Source organism: Streptomyces sp. NPDC043908, assembly GCF_056435525.1.
The window spans coordinates 85,479-103,382 of record NZ_JBWKEI010000010.1 but is presented as its reverse complement, the minus strand read 5'-3'; the positions used below and the strand labels follow the sequence as shown (position 1 = coordinate 103,382).

The window sequence follows — 17,904 nt, the reverse complement described above, 5'->3', positions numbered from 1 at the left end:
CGAAGGGCGCGGGAACCGCGTCGAATCGGCCATTACCGACCGGTAATACTTTGTGCGCGAATTCACACGCCGACGGCACCCACGGCGGGAGCGGCAGCGGCGGTCCCGGCGGCCGCAGCGACCCCGGTGGCCGGGTCCGTGGCGGCGGCCTTCGCGCCCCGGCGCTCCATCGCCTGCTGGAAGAGCCGGCCGGCCCGGTACGAGGAGCGGACCAGCGGGCCCGACATCACACCGGAGAAGCCGATCTCGTCGGCCTCCTCCTTCAGCTCCACGAACTCCTGCGGCTTCACCCAGCGCTCCACGGGGTGGTGGCGCAGCGACGGCCGCAGGTACTGCGTGATGGTGATCAGCTCGCAGCCCGCGTCGTGCAGGTGCTGGAGCGCCTCGCTGACCTCCTCGCGGGTCTCGCCCATGCCGAGGATCAGGTTCGACTTGGTCACCAGGCCGTAGTCACGGGCCTGGGTGATGACGTCGAGCGAGCGCTCGTAGCGGAAGCCGGGGCGGATGCGCTTGAAGATGCGGGGCACGGTCTCGACGTTGTGCGCGAAGACCTCGGGGCGGGACGAGAAGACCTCGGCCAGCTGCTCGGGCACCGCGTTGAAGTCGGGGGCCAGCAGCTCGACCTTGGTGCGGCCCTCGGCGCGCTCCGCGGTCTGCGCGTGGATCTGGCGCACGGTCTCCGCGTACAGCCAGGCGCCGCCGTCCGCCAGGTCGTCGCGGGCGACGCCGGTGATCGTGGCGTAGTTCAGGTCCATGGTGACCACGGACTCGCCGACGCGGCGGGGCTCGTCACGGTCGAGCGCCTTGGGCTTGCCCGTGTCGATCTGGCAGAAGTCGCAGCGCCGCGTGCACTGGTCGCCGCCGATGAGGAAGGTCGCCTCGCGGTCCTCCCAGCACTCGAAGATGTTGGGACAGCCCGCCTCCTGGCAGACCGTGTGCAGCCCCTCGCTCTTCACCAGGCTCTGCATCTTGGTGTACTCGGGGCCCATCTTCGCCCGGGTCTTGATCCACTCGGGCTTGCGCTCGATGGGGGTCTGGCTGTTCCGGACCTCCAGGCGCAGCATCTTGCGTCCGTCGGGTGCGACTGCGGACACGACGTGCTCCCTATGACTTCGATTCTTCGGCGGACACCAGGGTACGCCCGTTATTTGCGTGGCATTACGTCTGGCCAACCCCTGGCCAGAGGGGCGCATTCCCGTTTCCGGACGCGCCCCGGCGTACTAGGCGGTAGCCCGCTCGATCTCGCGCGGCGCCAGGTCCGCGTTCTCCAGGATCTCCCGGAGGTGCTTCTCGGCGACCGGCAGGACGTCCGCGATCGTGATCTCGCGGCCCAGTTCGTACGAGAGTGAGGTCACGCCCGCGTCCCGGATGCCGCACGGCACGATCCGGTCGAACCAGGTGTTGTCCGGGTTCACGTTGAGCGCGAAGCCGTGCATGGTCACGCCCTTGGCGACGCGGATCCCGATCGCGGCGAGCTTGCGGTCCTCGCGGCGCTGGCCCGCGTTCGAGGGGGCGTACTCCGGGCCGTTCAGGCGCGGGTCGAACTCCTCGTCGGTGAGCCGCGGGTCGAAGTCGAGGGAGAGGCCGCCCGGCCTGGGGCGCTGCGCGGCGGCCTGTTGGGGTTCGCCCAGCACCCACACCCCGCTGCGGCCCTCGACCCGGGTGGTCTCCAGACCGAAGTCGGCGGCCGTACGGATCAGGGCCTCCTCCAGGCGGCGCACGTGCGCGACCACGTCCACCGGGCGCGGCAGCTTCTGGATCGGGTAGCCGACGAGCTGCCCCGGGCCGTGCCAGGTGATCTTGCCGCCCCGGTCCACGTCCACCACCGGCGTCCCGTCCAGGGGGCGCTCGCTGGGATCCGTGCGCCGTCCCGCCGTGTAGACCGGCGGATGCTCCAGGAGCAGACAGGTGTCGGGGATCTCGTCGGCGAACCGGGCCGCGTGCACCCGCCGCTGCTCGTCCCAGGCCTCCTGGTACTCGACCGCGTCGTCACCGAAACCCAGTCGGACAAATCGCAGCTCGTTCACGCCCGGCTCCTCACCCAAGTGCATCCATGCGCCTCAGCCACTGTACGACCGCGTTCGACGGCAGCGTGCGGCGGGCAGAAACGGCACCTCCTCACACGATCGGATGAATGCGGGGCGAAGGCGGCGGTCAGGGCGTTATTGGCCGCTAAATTCCCCCCGTTCCATGAGGGCTGCCCGCTTGGCCCGGAAGGCAGGAGATCGCACAGCTGATGACGGAACGACCCGCGCAGCGCACACCCAACCGACAGCTCGCCGCGCTCATCGCGGAGGCCGGATTCTCCAACGCGGGCCTAGCGCGCCGCGTGGACCAGCTAGGGCTGGAACACGGCCTGGACCTGAGGTACGACAAGACGTCGGTGACAAGGTGGCTGCGCGGGCAGCAGCCACGCGGTACCACCCCCGCGCTGATCGCCGAGGTGTTCACCCGGCGCCTGGGGCGCAGACTCTCGGCCCAGGACCTGGGGCTCGACGCGTGTGCGCCGGTGTACGCCGGGCTGGAGTTCGCGGCGACCCCGGAGGAGGCCGTCGACATCGTCAGCGGCCTGTGGCGCAAGGACTCCGGCAGCCACGTCGAGCTCCGGAAGATCGCCTTCACCCCGGCCGGGCTCGTGGTGCCCAGCCGGGACTGGCTGATCGGCAGGGCCGACGAACGCGTGGGCCACGGCGACCCCTCCCCGCGCTTCGCGGGCGAGCAGGCCGCCGCGGGCCCCCGCATCCCCAGCCAGGGCCGGCCCGCCGTGCCCCGGCAGCGCGGCTCGGAGCGCGGCCCCGGACAACGGGTGACCAGCGGCGACATCGCCGCCCTGCGCTCGGTCGGGGAGCTCTTCCGCACCCTGGACCACGCCTACGGCGGCGGCCACGCCCGCCAGGCCCTGGTGCGCTACCTGGAGCACGAGGCCGAGCCGATGCTGCGCGGCAGCTACGGCGAGAACATCGGGCGCAGGCTCTTCGCGGCGGCCGCCGACCTCACCCGCCTCGCGGGCTGGACCTCGTACGACATCGCCGCGCACGGTCTGGCGCAGCGGTACTTCGTCCAGGCGCTCCGCCTCGCGCAGGCGGCGGGCGACCGGGCCTACGGGTCGTACGTACTGATCACCATGAGCCGCCAGGCCGTCTACCTCGGCCACGGCCGGGAGGCGGTGCAGCTCGCCCGGGTCGCCCAGCAGGGCGTCGGGTCATCGGCGCCGCCCGTGGTGCAGGCACTGCTGCACTCCGTGGAGGCGCGCGGACACGGGGTGCTCGGCGAGATCCGGGCGTGCACGGCCTCGCTGGTGCGGGCGGAACGGGCGATGGAGGCGGCGCGGCCGGGGGACGAGGTGCCGCACTGGGCGCGGTTCTTCGACGACGCGCAGCTCGCGGACGAGTTCGGGCACTGCCACCGGGACCTCCAGCAGTACCGGGCGGCCGCGCAGCACGCCGAGCGCTCCTTGCAGTTGCGCGCTCCGGCGTACGCCCGGTCCCGGCTCTTCTGCCGGGTGGTGCTCGCGTGCGCCCGGCTCGGGCTCGGGGAGCTCGACCAGGCGTGCGCGCTGGCCGCGGAGGCGGCGCAGCAGGCGAGCGAGATGCGGTCGGTGCGGGCGGTCGAGTATGTGCGGGACTTCGAGCGGCGGTTGGAGCCGTATCGGGATGCGGCGGCGGTGCGGACGTATCGCGACCGGGTGGCGGCGCTCGGGTAGGGCGCTGTTTTGCCCGGGGGCGTCTGCGGGGTGCGGTGTGTTGCTCGCGCCGTTCCCCGCGCCCCTTAACCCGTCTTCGTGTGCGGACCGTGGTGGGCTGGTCGCGCCGTTCCCCGCGCCCCTTAACCCGTCTTCGTCCGCAGGCCGTGGTGGGTTGCTCGCGCAGTTCCCCGCGCCCCTAACTAGCCAGGGGCGCGGGGAACTGCGCGACCAGCCACCCACGGCCTGCGGACGAAATCGCCACCCGCGCGCCGCAGGGCACCCCCACGGCGTGCGGACGAAATCTCCACCCGCGCGCCGCAGGCACCCCCACGGTTCGTGGACGACAACCCCGCCCGCGCGCCGCAGGCGGTCGGGTCAGGCTGCCGGCCTCATCGCCTTGGGCTTGGGGGTAGCGGGGCGCAGGCCCAGGTCGGAGAGGAGGGCGTGGGCGGCCCTGCGGCCCGAGTACAGGGCGCCCTGGACCGTGCTGGTGTCCCGGTGGTCCCCGCACACGTACAGGCCCGCCAGCAGCCGCACAGGGCGGCGTACGTCGTGCGGTGCGGGCATCGCCGGGACCGCCTCGGGGGTGTGCCGGACCGCCAGCAGGTCCCAGTCCGCCGTGGACGTGCCGTACAGCCGTCCCAGATGGGCCAGGACCGAGGTCTCCAGGTCCGGGGGCGGCGGGCCGAGCACGGTGGAGCTGATGAGCGCCCGCCCGCGCGGCGCGCGCGCCGGGTCGACCTCGCTCATCACCGCCGTGTGCGCCACCGGCCCGCCCCCGTCCCCGTCCAGCAGCAGCGCGGGCTCGGCCAGCGGGGGCGCGGGGGCCGTGTGGTGCACCACCGTCACCGGGTGGAACGGCGGCACCCGCAGCCCGGGCAGCAGCTCGGAGGCGGCGCGCGCGTCGGTGGCCAGCAGCAGCGAGCGGCAGCCGATCACGCCGTGGTCGGCGGTGGTCACGGCGGTCGTGGCGACCGAGGTGACCTTGACGCCGCTGCGGACCGTACCGGGCGGCAGTGCCGCAGCCAGCAGCTCGGGCAGCACCGACGCGCCCCCCGTCGGCACACAGAGCCGGCCGCGCGCGAAGCCGCGCAGGGCGAGGTCGGCGCACCGGCTGGAGGTGGTGAGGTCCGGGTCGCAGAGCAGCGCCGAGAGCAGCGGGCGGACGAACCCGTCGAGGGTCCTGGCGGGCAGGCCCCGGGTCTGGAGGGCCGTCCCGATGGGCAGTTCGGGCCGGGCGAGCAGCCGCTCCACGGGCGTCGCGGCGAGGCGCGCGAGCGAGGCGCCGAGGCGGGCCTGGTCCAGCGGGCCGCCCAGCGGGGTGGCGGCGCCCCGCGCGGTGCTCCTGGGCGCACCCCGGGTGCCTCCCCTGGGGGCGCTCGCGAGGGCGCGCGCCGTGGCGAGTGCGCCCCGCGCGCTCCTCGGTACGCCCGCCCGGTAGTGGCGGCCCGCGCTGTGGACGAGCACCCCGGGCGCGAACGCGCTCACGGCCAGGCCGTCCAGGCCGGGCGTGCGCGTCAGCTCCGGATACGAGGTGGAGAGCAACTGGCCGATCCGGTCGAGGCGGAAGCCGTCGAGGTGCTCGGTGGACATGCGGCCGCCCACCTCCCCGGCGGCCTCCAGGACCATGACCGAGACCCCCGCGCCGGTCAGCTGGTGAGCCGCTGACAGGCCGGCGAGCCCGGCCCCCACGATGACGACGTCCGCATGGTGTGCGGTGCTGAGCACGTGCCCCTCCCTGAGGTCGGCGCGGCTTGGTGGAGGCCTCATGCCCCCAACAGGTTCACGAAATGCAGGAGTTCGGAGAGAGAGACTAGAAAGCGCGGTCGATTCCGTGGGTCGCGCACACGACCGGGCACGGATGCACGGCGCCGCGACGCGTGCGCCGGTGCCCTTTCGGCCGGGCGGCGCGAGGCGCGTACGAGAGCCTCTCCGCGAGGGGAACGCCGGTGTTCCCCCACGCCTCCCGGACGCCTACCCCGGCTCCCCGGGCCCCTACCCCGCCTCCCGGACCTCTACCCCGCCGCCCCGATCGCCCCCTCGATCTCCGGGAACGCGAATCTGAAGCCCGATTCCAGGAGGCGGTGGGGGAGGACCCGCTGGCTGCCGAGGACGTCCTCGGCGAACTCGCCCAGGGCCAGCCGGATCGCCGGGGCCGGGACCGGGAAGAGCGCCGGCCGGCGCAGCACCCGGGCCATCGCCGCCGTCACCTCGCGGTTGGTGACCGGCTCCGGGGCCGTCAGGTTCACCGGGCCCGACACCTCGGGGGTGTCCAGAAGATGCCGCAGGGCCGCGATCTCGTCGTGCAGGGAGATGAACGACCAGTACTGGCGGCCGTCGCCGAGGCGCCCGCCGAGCCCCGCCCGGAAGATCGGGAAGAGCTTGCCCCAGGCGCCGCCCTCGCGGGCCACCACCAGCCCGGTGCGCGCGAACACCGTACGGATGCCCGCCTCCCGCGCCGGGGCCGCCGCCTCCTCCCACTCCACGCACACCCGCGCCAGGAAACCGTCGCCGGGCGGCGCCTCCTCGTCCACCGCGCGCGTGCCCGTATCGCCGTAGTAGCCGATCGCCGTGCCGCACAGCAGCACCTTCGGCGGCCGGTCGAGCGAGGCCAGGGCCTCGGCGAGGGCGGCCGTGCCGAGCACCCGGCTGTCGCGGATCTCCTTCTTGTACGCGTCCGTCCACCGGTGGTCCCCGACCCCGGCCCCGGCGAGGTGGACCACCGCCTCGCAGCCGGCGAGCCCCGCCGCGTCCACGTACTGGCGCCGCGGGTCCCACTCGACCTCGTCGGCGGTCCGCGCCGGACGCCGCACGAGAGGGACCAGCTCGTGCCCGTCCGCCCGCAGCGACCGGCCCAGCGCCGTGCCGATGAGCCCGGTCGAGCCCGCGATCGCGATCCGCATGCCGCCTTCTCCCGATGCTGGAGGGTGCCCCGGTCCGGGGCGGAAACCATGCTTCCTCATCCGTCCCCGATGGCACAGTTGCCCCATGTCCGCGCCTCACATACGTCCCGCCCGCCTCGGTGACGCGATCGCCCTCGCCGAACTCGACCGCGACGTCTGGTCGCCGCTGCACTCGGTCCAGCCCCGGCCCCGGCCGCCGCTCGGGCCCTTCTTCGACCCCGCGAACCCGCCCGCGTACTACCTGGTCGCGGAGCTCGACGGCCGGGTGGCCGGATATCTGCGCCTGGTCCGGCCCACCGCGCTGGAGTGCAACGGCCACGTCCGCCAGATCCAGGGCCTGGCCGTCCACGAAAGCGCCCGGGGCCGGGGCCTGGCCCGGGCGCTGCTGCGCGCCGCCGCCGAGGAGTCCCGGCGCCAGGGCGCCCGCCGGCTGACCTTGCGCGTCCTGGGCCACAACACCCCCGCCCGCGCGCTCTACGCCTCGGAGGGCTTCACCGTCGAGGGGGTCCTGCCGGGGGAGTTCCTGCTGGAGGGGGAGTACGTGGACGACGTGCTGATGGGGCGCGCGCTCACCGAGTGACGTAGAACAGGAGGTAGCAGCACGAACCCGGCGCCGAGGAGCTTCCCCATGGTGGACGAGGGTGCGTCCGGGCTGCTGCCGGTCGCCCCCCGGCCCCTGTGGCAGCGGGCGCTGCCGGTGGTGGTCCTCGCCGCGATCACGGCCGCCCAGCTCGCCACCCCCAACGGCGTCGAGCTCGGCTACTTCCTGGCCGCCGTGCCCCCGCTCGCCGCCTTCGCCTACGGCCCGCTCGGCACGGTCGTGCTGGCCACCGTCACCTTCGTCGGCGTCCTGCTGCCGCACACCCGCGACTGGTACCCGCACCCCGGTGACATCCTCACCCTCGCCGTCGTCGTGGTCTTCAGCGTCGTGGTGGCCCGGGTGCGCCAGCGCCGCGACCACCAGCTGGTGACCGTCCGCACGGTGGCGGAGGCGGCCCAGCTCGCGGTGCTGCCGCCGCTGCCGGCCGCGGTGGGTCCGGTGCGCTGTGCCGGGCTCTACCAGGCCGCCCAGCGCGGCACCCTGGTCGGTGGCGACTTCTACGACGTACGGGAGGGTCCGCACGGCGTCCGGGCGGTGATCGCCGACGTCCAGGGCCACGGTCTGGCGGCGGTCGGCACGGTGGCCTCGCTGCTCGGCGCCTTCCGCGAAGCGGTCCTCGACGAGCCCACGCTGCCGGGCGTGGCCGCCCGCCTCGACCGGCGTCTGGTGACCGACGCGGGAGCGGACGGCCACGGCGAGCTGTTCGCGACCGCGCTGCTGCTGGAGTTCCCGCCCGGCGAACCGGTCGTACGGGTGGTGAGCTGCGGGCACCCGCGGCCGTTCCTGCTGCGCGGGCGCGGCGCCGCGGAGCTGGCCGCCGAGCCCGCGCCCCCGCTGGGCCTGGGCCTGGCGGGCCTCGCGCCGCCCCGTGAGCTGCGGGTGGAGCTGGCGGAGGGGGACAGGATCCTCGCGTACACGGACGGGGTGACCGAGGCGCGCGACGGGGCCGGGGCCTTCTACCCGCTCGCGGAACGGCTGGCGGCGCTGGCCCCGCGCGACGGGCGTGCCCCGAGCGACGGTCCGGCGACGCGCGACGGTCTGGTGACGCTCACGGAGGCGGTACGCGACGACCTCGTGCGGTACGCGGGCCGCGCCAAGGACGACGTGGCGCTGCTGGCACTGGCCGCGGACCGGCCCCGCTAGGGCGGGTGGCGCAAGTCCCGCCTGCCCCGCGGCGCCCGGCACGCGCTAGAGCGAGCCGCCGAAGCGCTCCCACAGCCGGGGGAACCGTTCCGCCAGGGCGTCCTCGTCCTGGAGGTCCAGCGCGGTGCCCAGCGGCTCGGCGGGCTGCGGGGAGATGCCCAGCGCGGGCGCGGTGACCCCGGTGAGCTGCTCGTACGCCTCGTCCGCCGCGTAACCGAGGTCCTCGCCGTCCCCGTCGATCTCCTCGTCGAAGTCCTCCAGGAGCTCGGCGAGCCGGTCCGGGTCGTGCAGAGCGCCCTCGAACACCTCGCGGCCCTGCCCGATGAGCCAGCAGCGGAAGTAGTCGAAGGCGTCGTCGCTCGCGCCGCCGAGCAGGACCGCCGCCGCGCCCCACAGGTCCCAGACGTAGGCGCGGTTGTAGCGGGCCTCGAAGTGCCGGGCGAAGTCCAGGACGGATTCCGGGTCGAGTTGCAGCAGGCGCTCCACCAACAGCTCCGCGTGGTCCTCGGGGTCGCCCTCGGCGTCCGCGCGGGTGCTGTCGATGAGCTCCCAGAATTCCGTCTCGTCCATCACGGGTCCAGCATCGTGGCTGGCGGGTGGGCGCGCACGCGGAGCCGTACAAATCAGCCCTTCGGGCGGCCGGATCGAACCACCGGCCCCATGAGCCCCACCTCACCCGTCCCGCTCGTCCCGCTCCTGGGGCGCGGAGCCGTAGAGTCCGGCCATCGCGCGGGCGGCGGCGGCGAACCGCTCGCGCAGCGCCGCGGGTTCGAGCACCTCCACCTCCGGCCCGAGCGGCATCAGCTGGGCGAACGCCACGTCGTACGACTCCACCGGCAGCGCCACGGTCCTGCGGCCCCGCGCGTCCGCCCCGCCGGCCGCCTCCAGGGCCGCCAGGACCGGCTCCCGGTCGCCCAGGACCGACGGCAGCCGGGCGGCGCCCGCCTCGGACACCCGCACGAGCACGGTCTCCCGGAGCATCGCCCGGGCGAAGCCGGCCGCCCGTTCGGCCCAGAACCCGGCCAGGTCGAAGGACTCGTCCCGGACGAAGGCCTCCTCGTCCTGGCGCACCTCGTCGAACCGGTCCAGCCGGTACACCCGGAAGCCCGGGCGCTCCCCGTCGGCGCGGGCGCACACGTACCAGACCCCGGCCTTCAGGACGAGCCCGTACGGTTCGAGACGGCGCTCCACGACCTCTTCGTCACGGCGCCGGTAGACCACCCGCAGCACCCGGTCCGCCCAGACGGCCCGGGCGACGGCGGGCAGGTGCGCGGGCGTCCCCGGCTCCCGCCACCAGGCGGGCGCGTCCAGGTGGAAGCGCCGCCCGGCGCTCGCGGGCGCGTCCCGCAGCGAGGGGAGCAGGGCCGCCGACACCTTCAGGCGGGCGGCCGAGGCCACGTCCTCCAGGCCCATGTCGCGCAGGGCGCCCGGCACCCCGGACAGGAACAGCGCGGCGGCCTCGTCCCTGCCGAGCCCGGTGAGGCGGGTGCGGTAGCCGCCGACCAGCCGGTAGCCCCCGTTCCGGCCCCGGTCCGCGTAGACCGGGACGCCCGCCTCGCCCAGCGCCTGCGCGTCCCGGGTGACGGTCCGCTCGGAGACCTCCAGCTCGCGCGCCAGCTCGGCGGCGGACATGGAGGGCCGCGACTGGAGGAGCAGGACCATCTTGATCAGCCGGGCGGCGCGCATGAGGCAATGATGCCCGCGCCCCCCCGTACGCCCGCGCGGCCGGACGGGAACGCCCCCGGGGGGCGCGGCACTGAGCCGCGCCCCCCGGGGGCGTACACCGCTTCGTCCGGCCTACAGGCCGTACCGCTCGCGGGCCTCCTTGACGGCCGAGGCCTTGACCTCGCCGCGCCGGGCCAGCTGGGCCAGGGCCGCGACCACGATCGACTCGGCGTCCACACCGAAGTGGCGGCGGGCCGCGTCACGGGTGTCGGAGAGGCCGAACCCGTCGGCGCCGAGCGAGGACCAGTCCTGCTCGACCCACTGCGCGATCTGGTCCGGGACCTGGCGCATGTAGTCGCTCACCGCGAGGACCGGGCCCTCGGCGCCGGCCAGCGCCTGGCGTACGTACGGAATCCGCTCCTCGCCGCGCAGCAGCGCGGCGTCCGCCTCCAGGGCGTCGCGGCGCAGCTCCGTCCAGGAGGTCGCGGACCACACGTCGGCGGCCACGCCCCACTCCTCGGCGAGCAGCTTCTGGGCCTTGAGGGTCCAGTGGATCGCGGTGCCGGAGCCGAGCAGCTGGATGCGCGGCGGGTTGACGGCCGCCACGTCGAGCCCGGCCGACTCGGCGGTGTTGAACCGGTACAGGCCCTTGACGATGCCCTCGTCGATCCCGGCCGGCTTGGCGGGCTGCGGCAGGGGCTCGTTGTAGACGGTGAGGTAGTAGAAGACGTCTTGGTCCTCGCCCGGGGCCGCCTCGCCGTACATCCGGCGCAGACCGTCCTTGACGATGGTGCCGATCTCGTACGCGAACGCCGGGTCGTAGGTCAGCGCCGCCGGGTTGGTCGCGGCGATCACCGGCGAGTGGCCGTCGGCGTGCTGGAGGCCCTCACCGGTCAGCGTGGTGCGGCCGGCGGTGGCGCCCACCAGGAAGCCGCGGCCCAGCTGGTCGCCGAGCTGCCACATCTGGTCGGCGGTGCGCTGCCAGCCGAACATCGAGTAGAAGATGTAGAACGGGATCATCGGCTCGCCGTGCGTGGCGTACGCGGTGGAGGCGGCGATGAAGTCGGCCATCGAACCGGCCTCGGTGATCCCCTCGTTGAGGATCTGGCCGTCCTTCGCCTCGCGGTAGTACATCAGCTGGTCGCGGTCGACCGGCTCGTACGTCTGGCCCTTGGGGGAGTAGATCCCGAGGGAGGGGAAGAGGCTCTCCATACCGAAGGTGCGGGCCTCGTCCGGGACGATCGGGACCCAGCGCCTGCCGGTCTCCTTGTCGCGGATGAGGTCCTTGACCAGCCGGACGAACGCCATGGTGGTCGCCATGGACTGGTTGCCGGAGCCCTTGTCGAAGGCGGCGAACGCCTTGTCGGCCGCGGCGGGCAGCGGGGCCGGCGCGTGGCTGCGGCGGGCCGGGGCCGGGCCGCCGAGGGCGGCGCGCCGCTCCTGGAGGTAACGCACCTCGGGGGAGTCCGCGCCGGGGTGCCCGTAGGGCACGACACCGTCGACGAACTGCGCGTCCGAGATGGGCAGTTCCAGCAGATCCCGCATGTTCTTGAACTCGTCGTTGGAGAGCTTCTTCATCTGGTGGTTCGCGTTCTTGGACGCGAAGCCCTCACCGAGGGTGAAGCCCTTGACGGTCTGCGCCAGGATGACGGTCGGCGCGCCCTTGAACTCCAGCGCGGCCTTGTACGCGGCGTACACCTTGCGGGGCTCGTGACCGCCGCGGGAGAGGTGGAAGCACTCCAGGATCTTGTCGTCGCCGATCAGCTTCGCCATCTCGACGAGCGCCGGGTCCTTGCCGAAGAAGTCCTCGCGGATGTAGGCCGCGTCACGCGTCTGGTACGTCTGCACCTGCGCGTCCGGGACCTCGCGGAGCCGGCGGACGAGGGCGCCGGTGGTGTCGAGCGCGAACAGCTCGTCCCAGGCGCCGCCCCACAGCGACTTCACGACGTTCCAGCCGGCGCCGCGGAACTGGGCCTCCAGCTCCTGCACGATCTTGAAGTTGGCGCGGACCGGGCCGTCGAGGCGCTGGAGGTTGCAGTTGATGACGAAGGTGAGGTTGTCGAGGCCCTCCCGCGCGGCGAGCGCGAGTGCGGCGGTCGACTCGGGCTCGTCCATCTCGCCGTCACCGAGGAAGGCCCACACGTGGGAGCCGGAGACGTCCTTGATGTTCCGGTTGGTGAGGTACCGGTTGAACCGCGCCTGGTAGATGGCGGAGAGCGGCCCGAGACCCATCGACACGGTCGGGAACTCCCACAGCCAGGGGAGGCGGCGGGGGTGCGGGTAGGAGGGCAGGCCGTTGCCGCCCGACTCCTGCCGGAAGTTGTCGAGGTGGCTCTCGTTCAGCCGGCCGTCGAGGAAGGCGCGGGCGTAGATGCCGGGGGAGGCATGGCCCTGGATGTAGAGCTGGTCGCCGGACCCGTCGGCCTCCTTGCCCCGGAAGAAGTGGTTGAAGCCGGTCTCGTAGAGCCAGGCGGCGGAGGCGAAGGTGGCGATGTGGCCGCCGACGCCGTGCTTGGCGCCGCGGGTGACCATCGCGGCGGCGTTCCACCGGTTCCAGGCCGTGATCCGGCGCTCCATCTCCTCGTCGCCGTCGACCGCGGGCTCGGCGGAGGTGGGGATGGTGTTGACGTAGTCCGTCTCCAGCAGCTTGGGCAGGGCCAGGCCCGCGCCCTCGGCGTGCTGGAGCGTGCGGCGCATCAGATACGCGGCCCGGTGGGGGCCGGCGGCCTTGGCGACGGCGTCGAGGGAGGCCGCCCACTCGGCGGTCTCCTCGGTGTCACGGTCCGGGAGCTGGTCGAGCTCGCTCGGAGACTTGCGCGTGGGGTCGATCATGATCGCCGCCTTCCGGACAGGAGGGGGGTGGAGAAAAAGTGCCGTGTCTGGCAGGACAGGGCCGGTGGACCGGGTAAGTCCGCCGTTGACTGTAAGCCGACGATCGATGATCGATCAAAGTGTTGAGCGAAAAACTTCTCGATACGGGGAAAGTCGGCACAGGGTGCCGTGGATGGGGGCACGGGGTGCCTTGTTTTCGCAGGTGGGGTGGGGTTCGGATGAGCGGGGGCGCCGGAATGTGAGCGGGGCCCGCCCCCCTCTCCCTCCGCCGAACCGGGGCTGCGCCCCGGGGCCCCCTGGGGTTTGTCTGCGGGTGGGTGGGGTTGCTCGCGCGGTTCCTGGGTTCGTCTGCGGGGTGGGTGGTGGGTTGCTCGCGCAGTTCCCCGCGCCCCTGTTCGGCCCGGGGTTCGTCTGCGGGTGGGTGGGGGCCGGTCGCGCAGTTTCCCGCGCCCCTGTGGGGTCTGGGGTCTGGGTTTGGCTGCGGGCCGTGCTGGGCTGGTCGCGCAGTTCCCCGCGCCCCTTGAGGGGGCTGTGGCTGAGCGGGGATTCCGGCGCTCCCCGGAGGGGTGTAGGGCGAGCTTGGCACCCCGGTGACCGGGACCCCCGAGGGGCGCGGGGAACTGCGCGACCAGCCACGGACGGCCCGCAGATGACCGACGGCCCTTTAAGGGGCGCGGGGAACTGCGCGAGCAACCCGGCACGGTCCGCAGATGACCGACGGCCCTTTGAGGGGCGCGGGGAACTGCGCGACCAGCCACGGACGGCCCGCAGGCGACTGGCGGCCTTTGAGGGGCGCGGGGAACTGTGCGAGCCGTTCGGGGGCGTCGGGGGAGGGGGTCAGGCTCGGGGGGCGCAGCCCAGGACGTGGGACTTGACCAGGGTGCCAATCCGGGGATCGTGGCGCCGGAACGCCTCCACCAACTCCTGATGCTCCTCCGCGTACGACTTCTGCACCGTACCCAGCCAGCGGATGGACAGGGCCGTGAAGACCTCGATGCCGAGCCCCTCCCACGTGTGGAGGAGCACCCCGTTGTGCGCCGCCCGCACCAGCTCCCGGTGGAACCCCACCGTATGCCGCACCTGCGCCGTCCCGTCCGCCGCCGCGTCCGCCTCGTACAGCGCCGCCACATGGGGCTCCAGGGCCGAGCAGTCGGCGGCGAGGCGGTCCGCCGCCAGTTCCGCCGCGATCTGCTCCAGGCCCGCCCGTACGGGGTAGCTCTCCTCCAGGTCGGCCGCCGTCAGGTTCCGGACCCGTACGCCCTTGTTCGGCGCCGACTCGATCAGCCGCAGGGACTCCAGCTCCCGCAGGGCCTCGCGGACCGGCGTCTGGCTCACCTGGAGCTCGACCGCGATCCGGCGCTCCACGATCCGCTCACCCGGCTTCCAGCGACCGCTGACGATCCCCTCCACGATGTGCTCGCGGATCTGCTCGCGCAGCGAGTGGACGACGGGCGGGGTCATGACGAGCTCCTTCACGCGCGAGCGGTGACCTCTAGACAATACGGCGGCGCCCCCACCTGGAATCACTCCGGGCGGGGGCGCCTTCGTCACAGTCCGTACGGACGGGCCGTACGGCCGCGGTCCTACAGGCCGAGCTCGACCTCGAACTCGCCGGCCTCCAGGATCGCCTTGACGGCCGTCAGGTAGCGGGCCGCGTCGGCGCCGTCGACCAGACGGTGGTCGTAGGAGAGCGACAGGTAGGTCATGTCGCGGACGCCGATGACCGTGCCCTCGGCGGTCTCGATGACCGCCGGGCGCTTGACCGTGGCACCGATGCCCAGGATCGCGACCTGGTTCGGCGGCACGATGACCGTGTCGAACAGCGCGCCGCGCGAGCCGGTGTTGCTGATCGTGAAGGTCGCGCCGGACAGCTCGTCCGGGGTGATCTTGTTGGCGCGGACCTTGCCGGCCAGCTCGGCGGTCGCCTTGGAGATACCGGCCAGGTTGAGGTTGCCCGCACCCTTGATGACCGGGGTCATCAGACCCTTCTCGGAGTCCACGGCGATGCCGATGTTCTCCGAGTCGAAGTACGTGATGGTGCCCTCGTCCTCGTTGATGCGGGCGTTGACGACCGGGTGGGCCTTCAGCGCCTGGGCCGCGGCCTTGACGAAGAACGGCATCGGGGACAGCTTGACGCCCTCACGGGCGGCGAAGGAGTCCTTGGCGGCGGCACGCAGCTTCATCAGCTTCGTGATGTCCACCTCGACGACCGTGGTGAGCTGCGCCTGCGAGTGCAGGGCCTTCATCATGTTGTCGCCGATGACCTTGCGCATCCGGGTCATCTTGACCGTCTGGCCGCGCAGCGGGGACGCCTCCAGGGAGGGGGCGGCCTTCGCGGCGGGTGCGGCGACGGCGGCCGGCGCCGGGGCGGCGGCCTTGGCGGCCTCGGCCGCGGCGATGACGTCCTGCTTGCGGATACGGCCACCGACACCGGTGCCCTTGACCGCGCCCAGGTCCACACCGGACTCGGAGGCGAGCTTGCGCACCAGCGGCGTGACGTACGCGCCGTCGTCACCGGCGCCGGACGGAGCCGGAGCGGCGGCCGGGGCCTGCTGCGCCGGGGCGGCGGGCGCCGCGGGGGGCTGCGGGGCCGGGGCCTGCGGGGCGGCGGCGGGCGTCTGCGGGGCCGGGTCCGGCACCGGGGCCTGCGCGGCCGGGGCGGGCTGCGTGGGAGCCGGGGCCTGCTGCGCCGGGGCGGGCTGCGCCGGAGCGGGAGCCGCGGCCGGAGCCGGGGCGGCCTGGGCCGGAGCCGCGGCGGGCGCCGAGCCCGCGGCGCCGATGACGGCCAGCTTGGCGCCGACCTCGGCGGTCTCGTCCTCGCCGACCACGATCTCCAGCAGCACACCGGCGACCGGGGCGGGGATCTCGGTGTCGACCTTGTCGGTGGAGACCTCCAGGAGCGGCTCGTCCTCGGCCACCTCCTCGCCGACCTGCTTCAGCCAGCGGGTGACGGTGCCCTCGGTGACGCTCTCGCCGAGCGCGGGAAGGACGACGTCGGTGCCCTCGGCGGAGCCACCGCCGGAGGCGGCCTCGGCGGTCGGGGCCGGGGCGGGGGTCTGCGTCTCGGTGGACGGCGCGGCCTGCGGGGCGGGAGCCTCCTGAGCGGGGGCCTCCTGCGCCGGAGCCTGCTGCGCCGGGGCGGCCTCGGCGGCCGGGGCGCCGGAGCCGTCGTCGATGATCGCCAGCTCGGCGCCGACCTCGACGGTCTCGTCCTCGGCCACCTTGATGGAGGCCAGGATGCCGGAGGCGGGGGCCGGGATCTCGGTGTCGACCTTGTCGGTCGAGACCTCGAGCAACGGCTCGTCGGCCTCGACGCGCTCGCCCTCGGCCTTCAGCCAGCGGGTGACGGTGCCCTCGGTGACGCTCTCGCCGAGCGCCGGAAGGGTTACGGAAACCGACATGGTTTCAGTTTCTCCTTACAGATGTGCGGAAGTGGTCGTCGCGCCCGAGGGCAGTCAGTCGTGGGAGTGCAGCGGCTTGCCGGCCAGCGCCAGGTGGGCCTCGCCGAGAGCCTCGTTCTGCGTCGGGTGCGCGTGGATGAGCTGCGCGACCTCGGCCGGCAGAGCCTCCCAGTTGTAGATCAGCTGGGCCTCGCCGACCTGCTCGCCCATACGGTCACCGACCATGTGGACGCCGACCACGGCACCGTCCTTGACCTGGACGAGCTTGATCTCGCCCGCGGTCTTGAGGATCTTGCTCTTGCCGTTGCCCGCGAGGTTGTACTTCAGAGCGACGACCTTGTCCGCACCGTAGATCTCCTTGGCCTTGGCCTCGGAGATGCCGACGGAGGCGACCTCGGGGTGGCAGTACGTCACGCGCGGCACACCGTCGTAGTCGATCGGGACGGTCTTGAGACCGGCCAGACGCTCCGCCACCAGGATGCCCTCGGCGAAGCCGACGTGCGCGAGCTGGAGGGTCGGGACGAGGTCGCCGACGGCCGAGATGGTCGGCACGTTGGTGCGCATGTACTCGTCGACCAGGACGTAGCCGCGGTCCATCGCGACGCCCTGCTCCTCGTAACCGAGGCCCTGGGAGACCGGGCCGCGGCCGATGGCGACGAGGAGGACCTCGGCCTCGAACTCCTTGCCGTCGGCCAGCGTGACCTTGACACCGTTCTGGGTGTACTCGGCCTTCTGGAAGAAGGTGCCCAGGTTGAACTTGATGCCGCGCTTGCGGAAGGCGCGCTCCAGGAGCTTGGAGGAGTTCTCGTCCTCGGCCGGCACGAGGTGCTTGAGGCCCTCGACGACCGTGACGTCGGTGCCGAAGGACTTCCACGCCGAGGCGAACTCGACGCCGATGACGCCGCCGCCGAGGATGATCGCGGACTGCGGGACCCGGTCCAGGGTGAGCGCGTGGTCCGAGGAGATGATCCGGTTGCCGTCGATCTCCAGGCCCGGCAGCGACTTCGGCACGGAGCCGGTCGCCAGGAGGACGTGGCGGCCCTGGACGCGCTGCCCGCCGACGTCGACCGAGGTGGGCGACGACAGCCGGCCCTCACCCTCGATGTACGTCACCTTGCGGGAGGCGACCAGGCCCTGGAGGCCCTTGTACAGGCCCGAGATCACGTCGTCCTTGTACTTGTGGACGGCCGCGATGTCGATGCCCTCGAAGGTGGCCTTGACACCGAACTGCTCGGCCTCGCGGGCCTGGTCGGCGATCTCACCGGCGTGCAGCAGGGCCTTGGTGGGGATGCAGCCGTTGTGCAGGCAGGTGCCGCCGAGCTTGTTCTTCTCGATCAGTGCGACGTCCAGGCCCAGCTGCGCTCCGCGCAGGGCCGCGGCGTAGCCGCCACTGCCACCGCCGAGGATCACTAGGTCGAAAACGGTGCTGGCGTCGTTCGCCACGTCACGTCCTCCATGCATGTGCGCCGGGCGCGGTCGTCGATGACCGGCGGCGGCTGGTGTTCGGCCGCTTTTCTTCGGCCCTGTGGTGGGGGCCCTGTCCTGCCGAGAACCCATCTTCGCACTTGTTGACGGAAGGCGGGACGCGGGGCCGGGGTCTGAGACGGCCGATCGTCCTTCTGGCGGGCGATCACCGGGTATGTATCCCCGGATTTCGTCCACAGCGGAACCGGG

At 73.2% G+C, this 17,904-nt stretch carries 13 protein-coding genes; 3 read left to right on the top strand and 10 right to left on the bottom strand.

Annotated elements, in window-relative coordinates; translation table 11 throughout:
• Window positions 1-62: 62 nt before the first annotated feature.
• Complete coding sequence (gene lipA, locus AC069K_RS22320) at window positions 63-1,094, bottom strand: lipoyl synthase (protein ID WP_478618913.1); 1,032 nt, start codon at window positions 1,092-1,094, stop codon at window positions 63-65.
• A gap of 126 nt (window positions 1,095-1,220) precedes the next feature.
• Window positions 1,221-2,027, bottom strand: coding sequence for a lipoyl(octanoyl) transferase LipB (gene lipB, locus AC069K_RS22315; RefSeq protein WP_365110079.1), 807 nt, complete (start codon window positions 2,025-2,027; stop codon window positions 1,221-1,223).
• A 209-nt stretch (window positions 2,028-2,236) separates the two neighbouring features.
• Between lipB and AC069K_RS22310 the strand changes: the two genes are divergently transcribed.
• The gene (locus tag AC069K_RS22310) at window positions 2,237-3,703 is read left to right on the top strand and encodes an NsdA family TPR-like regulatory protein (RefSeq protein ID WP_358834219.1); all 1,467 of its coding nucleotides are present in this window, start codon (window positions 2,237-2,239) and stop codon (window positions 3,701-3,703) included.
• 357 nt (window positions 3,704-4,060) lie between these two features.
• On the opposite strand, the gene AC069K_RS22305 is transcribed toward AC069K_RS22310, so the two are convergent.
• Window positions 4,061-5,413: an NAD(P)/FAD-dependent oxidoreductase gene (locus AC069K_RS22305; protein ID WP_365110076.1), complete on the bottom strand. Its 1,353-nt coding sequence runs from the start codon at window positions 5,411-5,413 to the stop codon at window positions 4,061-4,063.
• A gap of 287 nt (window positions 5,414-5,700) precedes the next feature.
• The gene (locus AC069K_RS22300) at window positions 5,701-6,588 is read right to left on the bottom strand and encodes a TIGR01777 family oxidoreductase (RefSeq protein ID WP_478618908.1); all 888 of its coding nucleotides are present in this window, start codon (window positions 6,586-6,588) and stop codon (window positions 5,701-5,703) included.
• Between the two features lie 85 nt (window positions 6,589-6,673).
• Between AC069K_RS22300 and AC069K_RS22295 the strand changes: the two genes are divergently transcribed.
• Window positions 6,674-7,168, top strand: coding sequence for a GNAT family N-acetyltransferase (locus tag AC069K_RS22295; protein ID WP_365110073.1), 495 nt, complete (start codon window positions 6,674-6,676; stop codon window positions 7,166-7,168).
• A 48-nt stretch (window positions 7,169-7,216) separates the two neighbouring features.
• Window positions 7,217-8,332 (top strand): PP2C family protein-serine/threonine phosphatase, encoded by a 1,116-nt coding sequence (locus tag AC069K_RS22290; RefSeq protein WP_478618904.1) that lies wholly within the window; start codon window positions 7,217-7,219, stop codon window positions 8,330-8,332.
• A gap of 45 nt (window positions 8,333-8,377) precedes the next feature.
• Here the strand turns inward: AC069K_RS22290 and AC069K_RS22285 are convergent, their stop codons facing one another.
• The 6 genes from AC069K_RS22285 to lpdA all read right to left on the bottom strand — a co-directional run bounded on the left by AC069K_RS22285 (window position 8,378) and on the right by lpdA (window position 17,673).
• Window positions 8,378-8,902 carry a DUF4240 domain-containing protein gene (locus AC069K_RS22285; RefSeq protein ID WP_478618901.1) on the bottom strand — a complete coding sequence of 175 codons (525 nt, stop codon included), beginning with the start codon at window positions 8,900-8,902 and terminating at the stop codon, window positions 8,378-8,380.
• A gap of 102 nt (window positions 8,903-9,004) precedes the next feature.
• Window positions 9,005-10,018 carry a helix-turn-helix transcriptional regulator gene (locus AC069K_RS22280; protein WP_478618899.1) on the bottom strand — a complete coding sequence of 338 codons (1,014 nt, stop codon included), beginning with the start codon at window positions 10,016-10,018 and terminating at the stop codon, window positions 9,005-9,007.
• A gap of 111 nt (window positions 10,019-10,129) precedes the next feature.
• Entirely contained in the window at window positions 10,130-12,829 is a 2,700-nt protein-coding gene (gene aceE, locus AC069K_RS22275) for a pyruvate dehydrogenase (acetyl-transferring), homodimeric type (RefSeq protein WP_478618896.1), read from the bottom strand.
• Window positions 12,830-13,666: 837 nt separating this feature from the next.
• Entirely contained in the window at window positions 13,667-14,290 is a 624-nt protein-coding gene (locus AC069K_RS22270) for a GntR family transcriptional regulator (protein WP_358836434.1), read from the bottom strand.
• A gap of 122 nt (window positions 14,291-14,412) precedes the next feature.
• Complete coding sequence (gene sucB / locus AC069K_RS22265; protein ID WP_478618893.1) at window positions 14,413-16,230, bottom strand: 2-oxoglutarate dehydrogenase, E2 component, dihydrolipoamide succinyltransferase; 1,818 nt, start codon at window positions 16,228-16,230, stop codon at window positions 14,413-14,415.
• 54 nt (window positions 16,231-16,284) lie between these two features.
• The gene (lpdA, locus tag AC069K_RS22260) at window positions 16,285-17,673 is read right to left on the bottom strand and encodes a dihydrolipoyl dehydrogenase (protein WP_358836712.1); all 1,389 of its coding nucleotides are present in this window, start codon (window positions 17,671-17,673) and stop codon (window positions 16,285-16,287) included.
• Window positions 17,674-17,904: the final 231 nt, after the last annotated feature.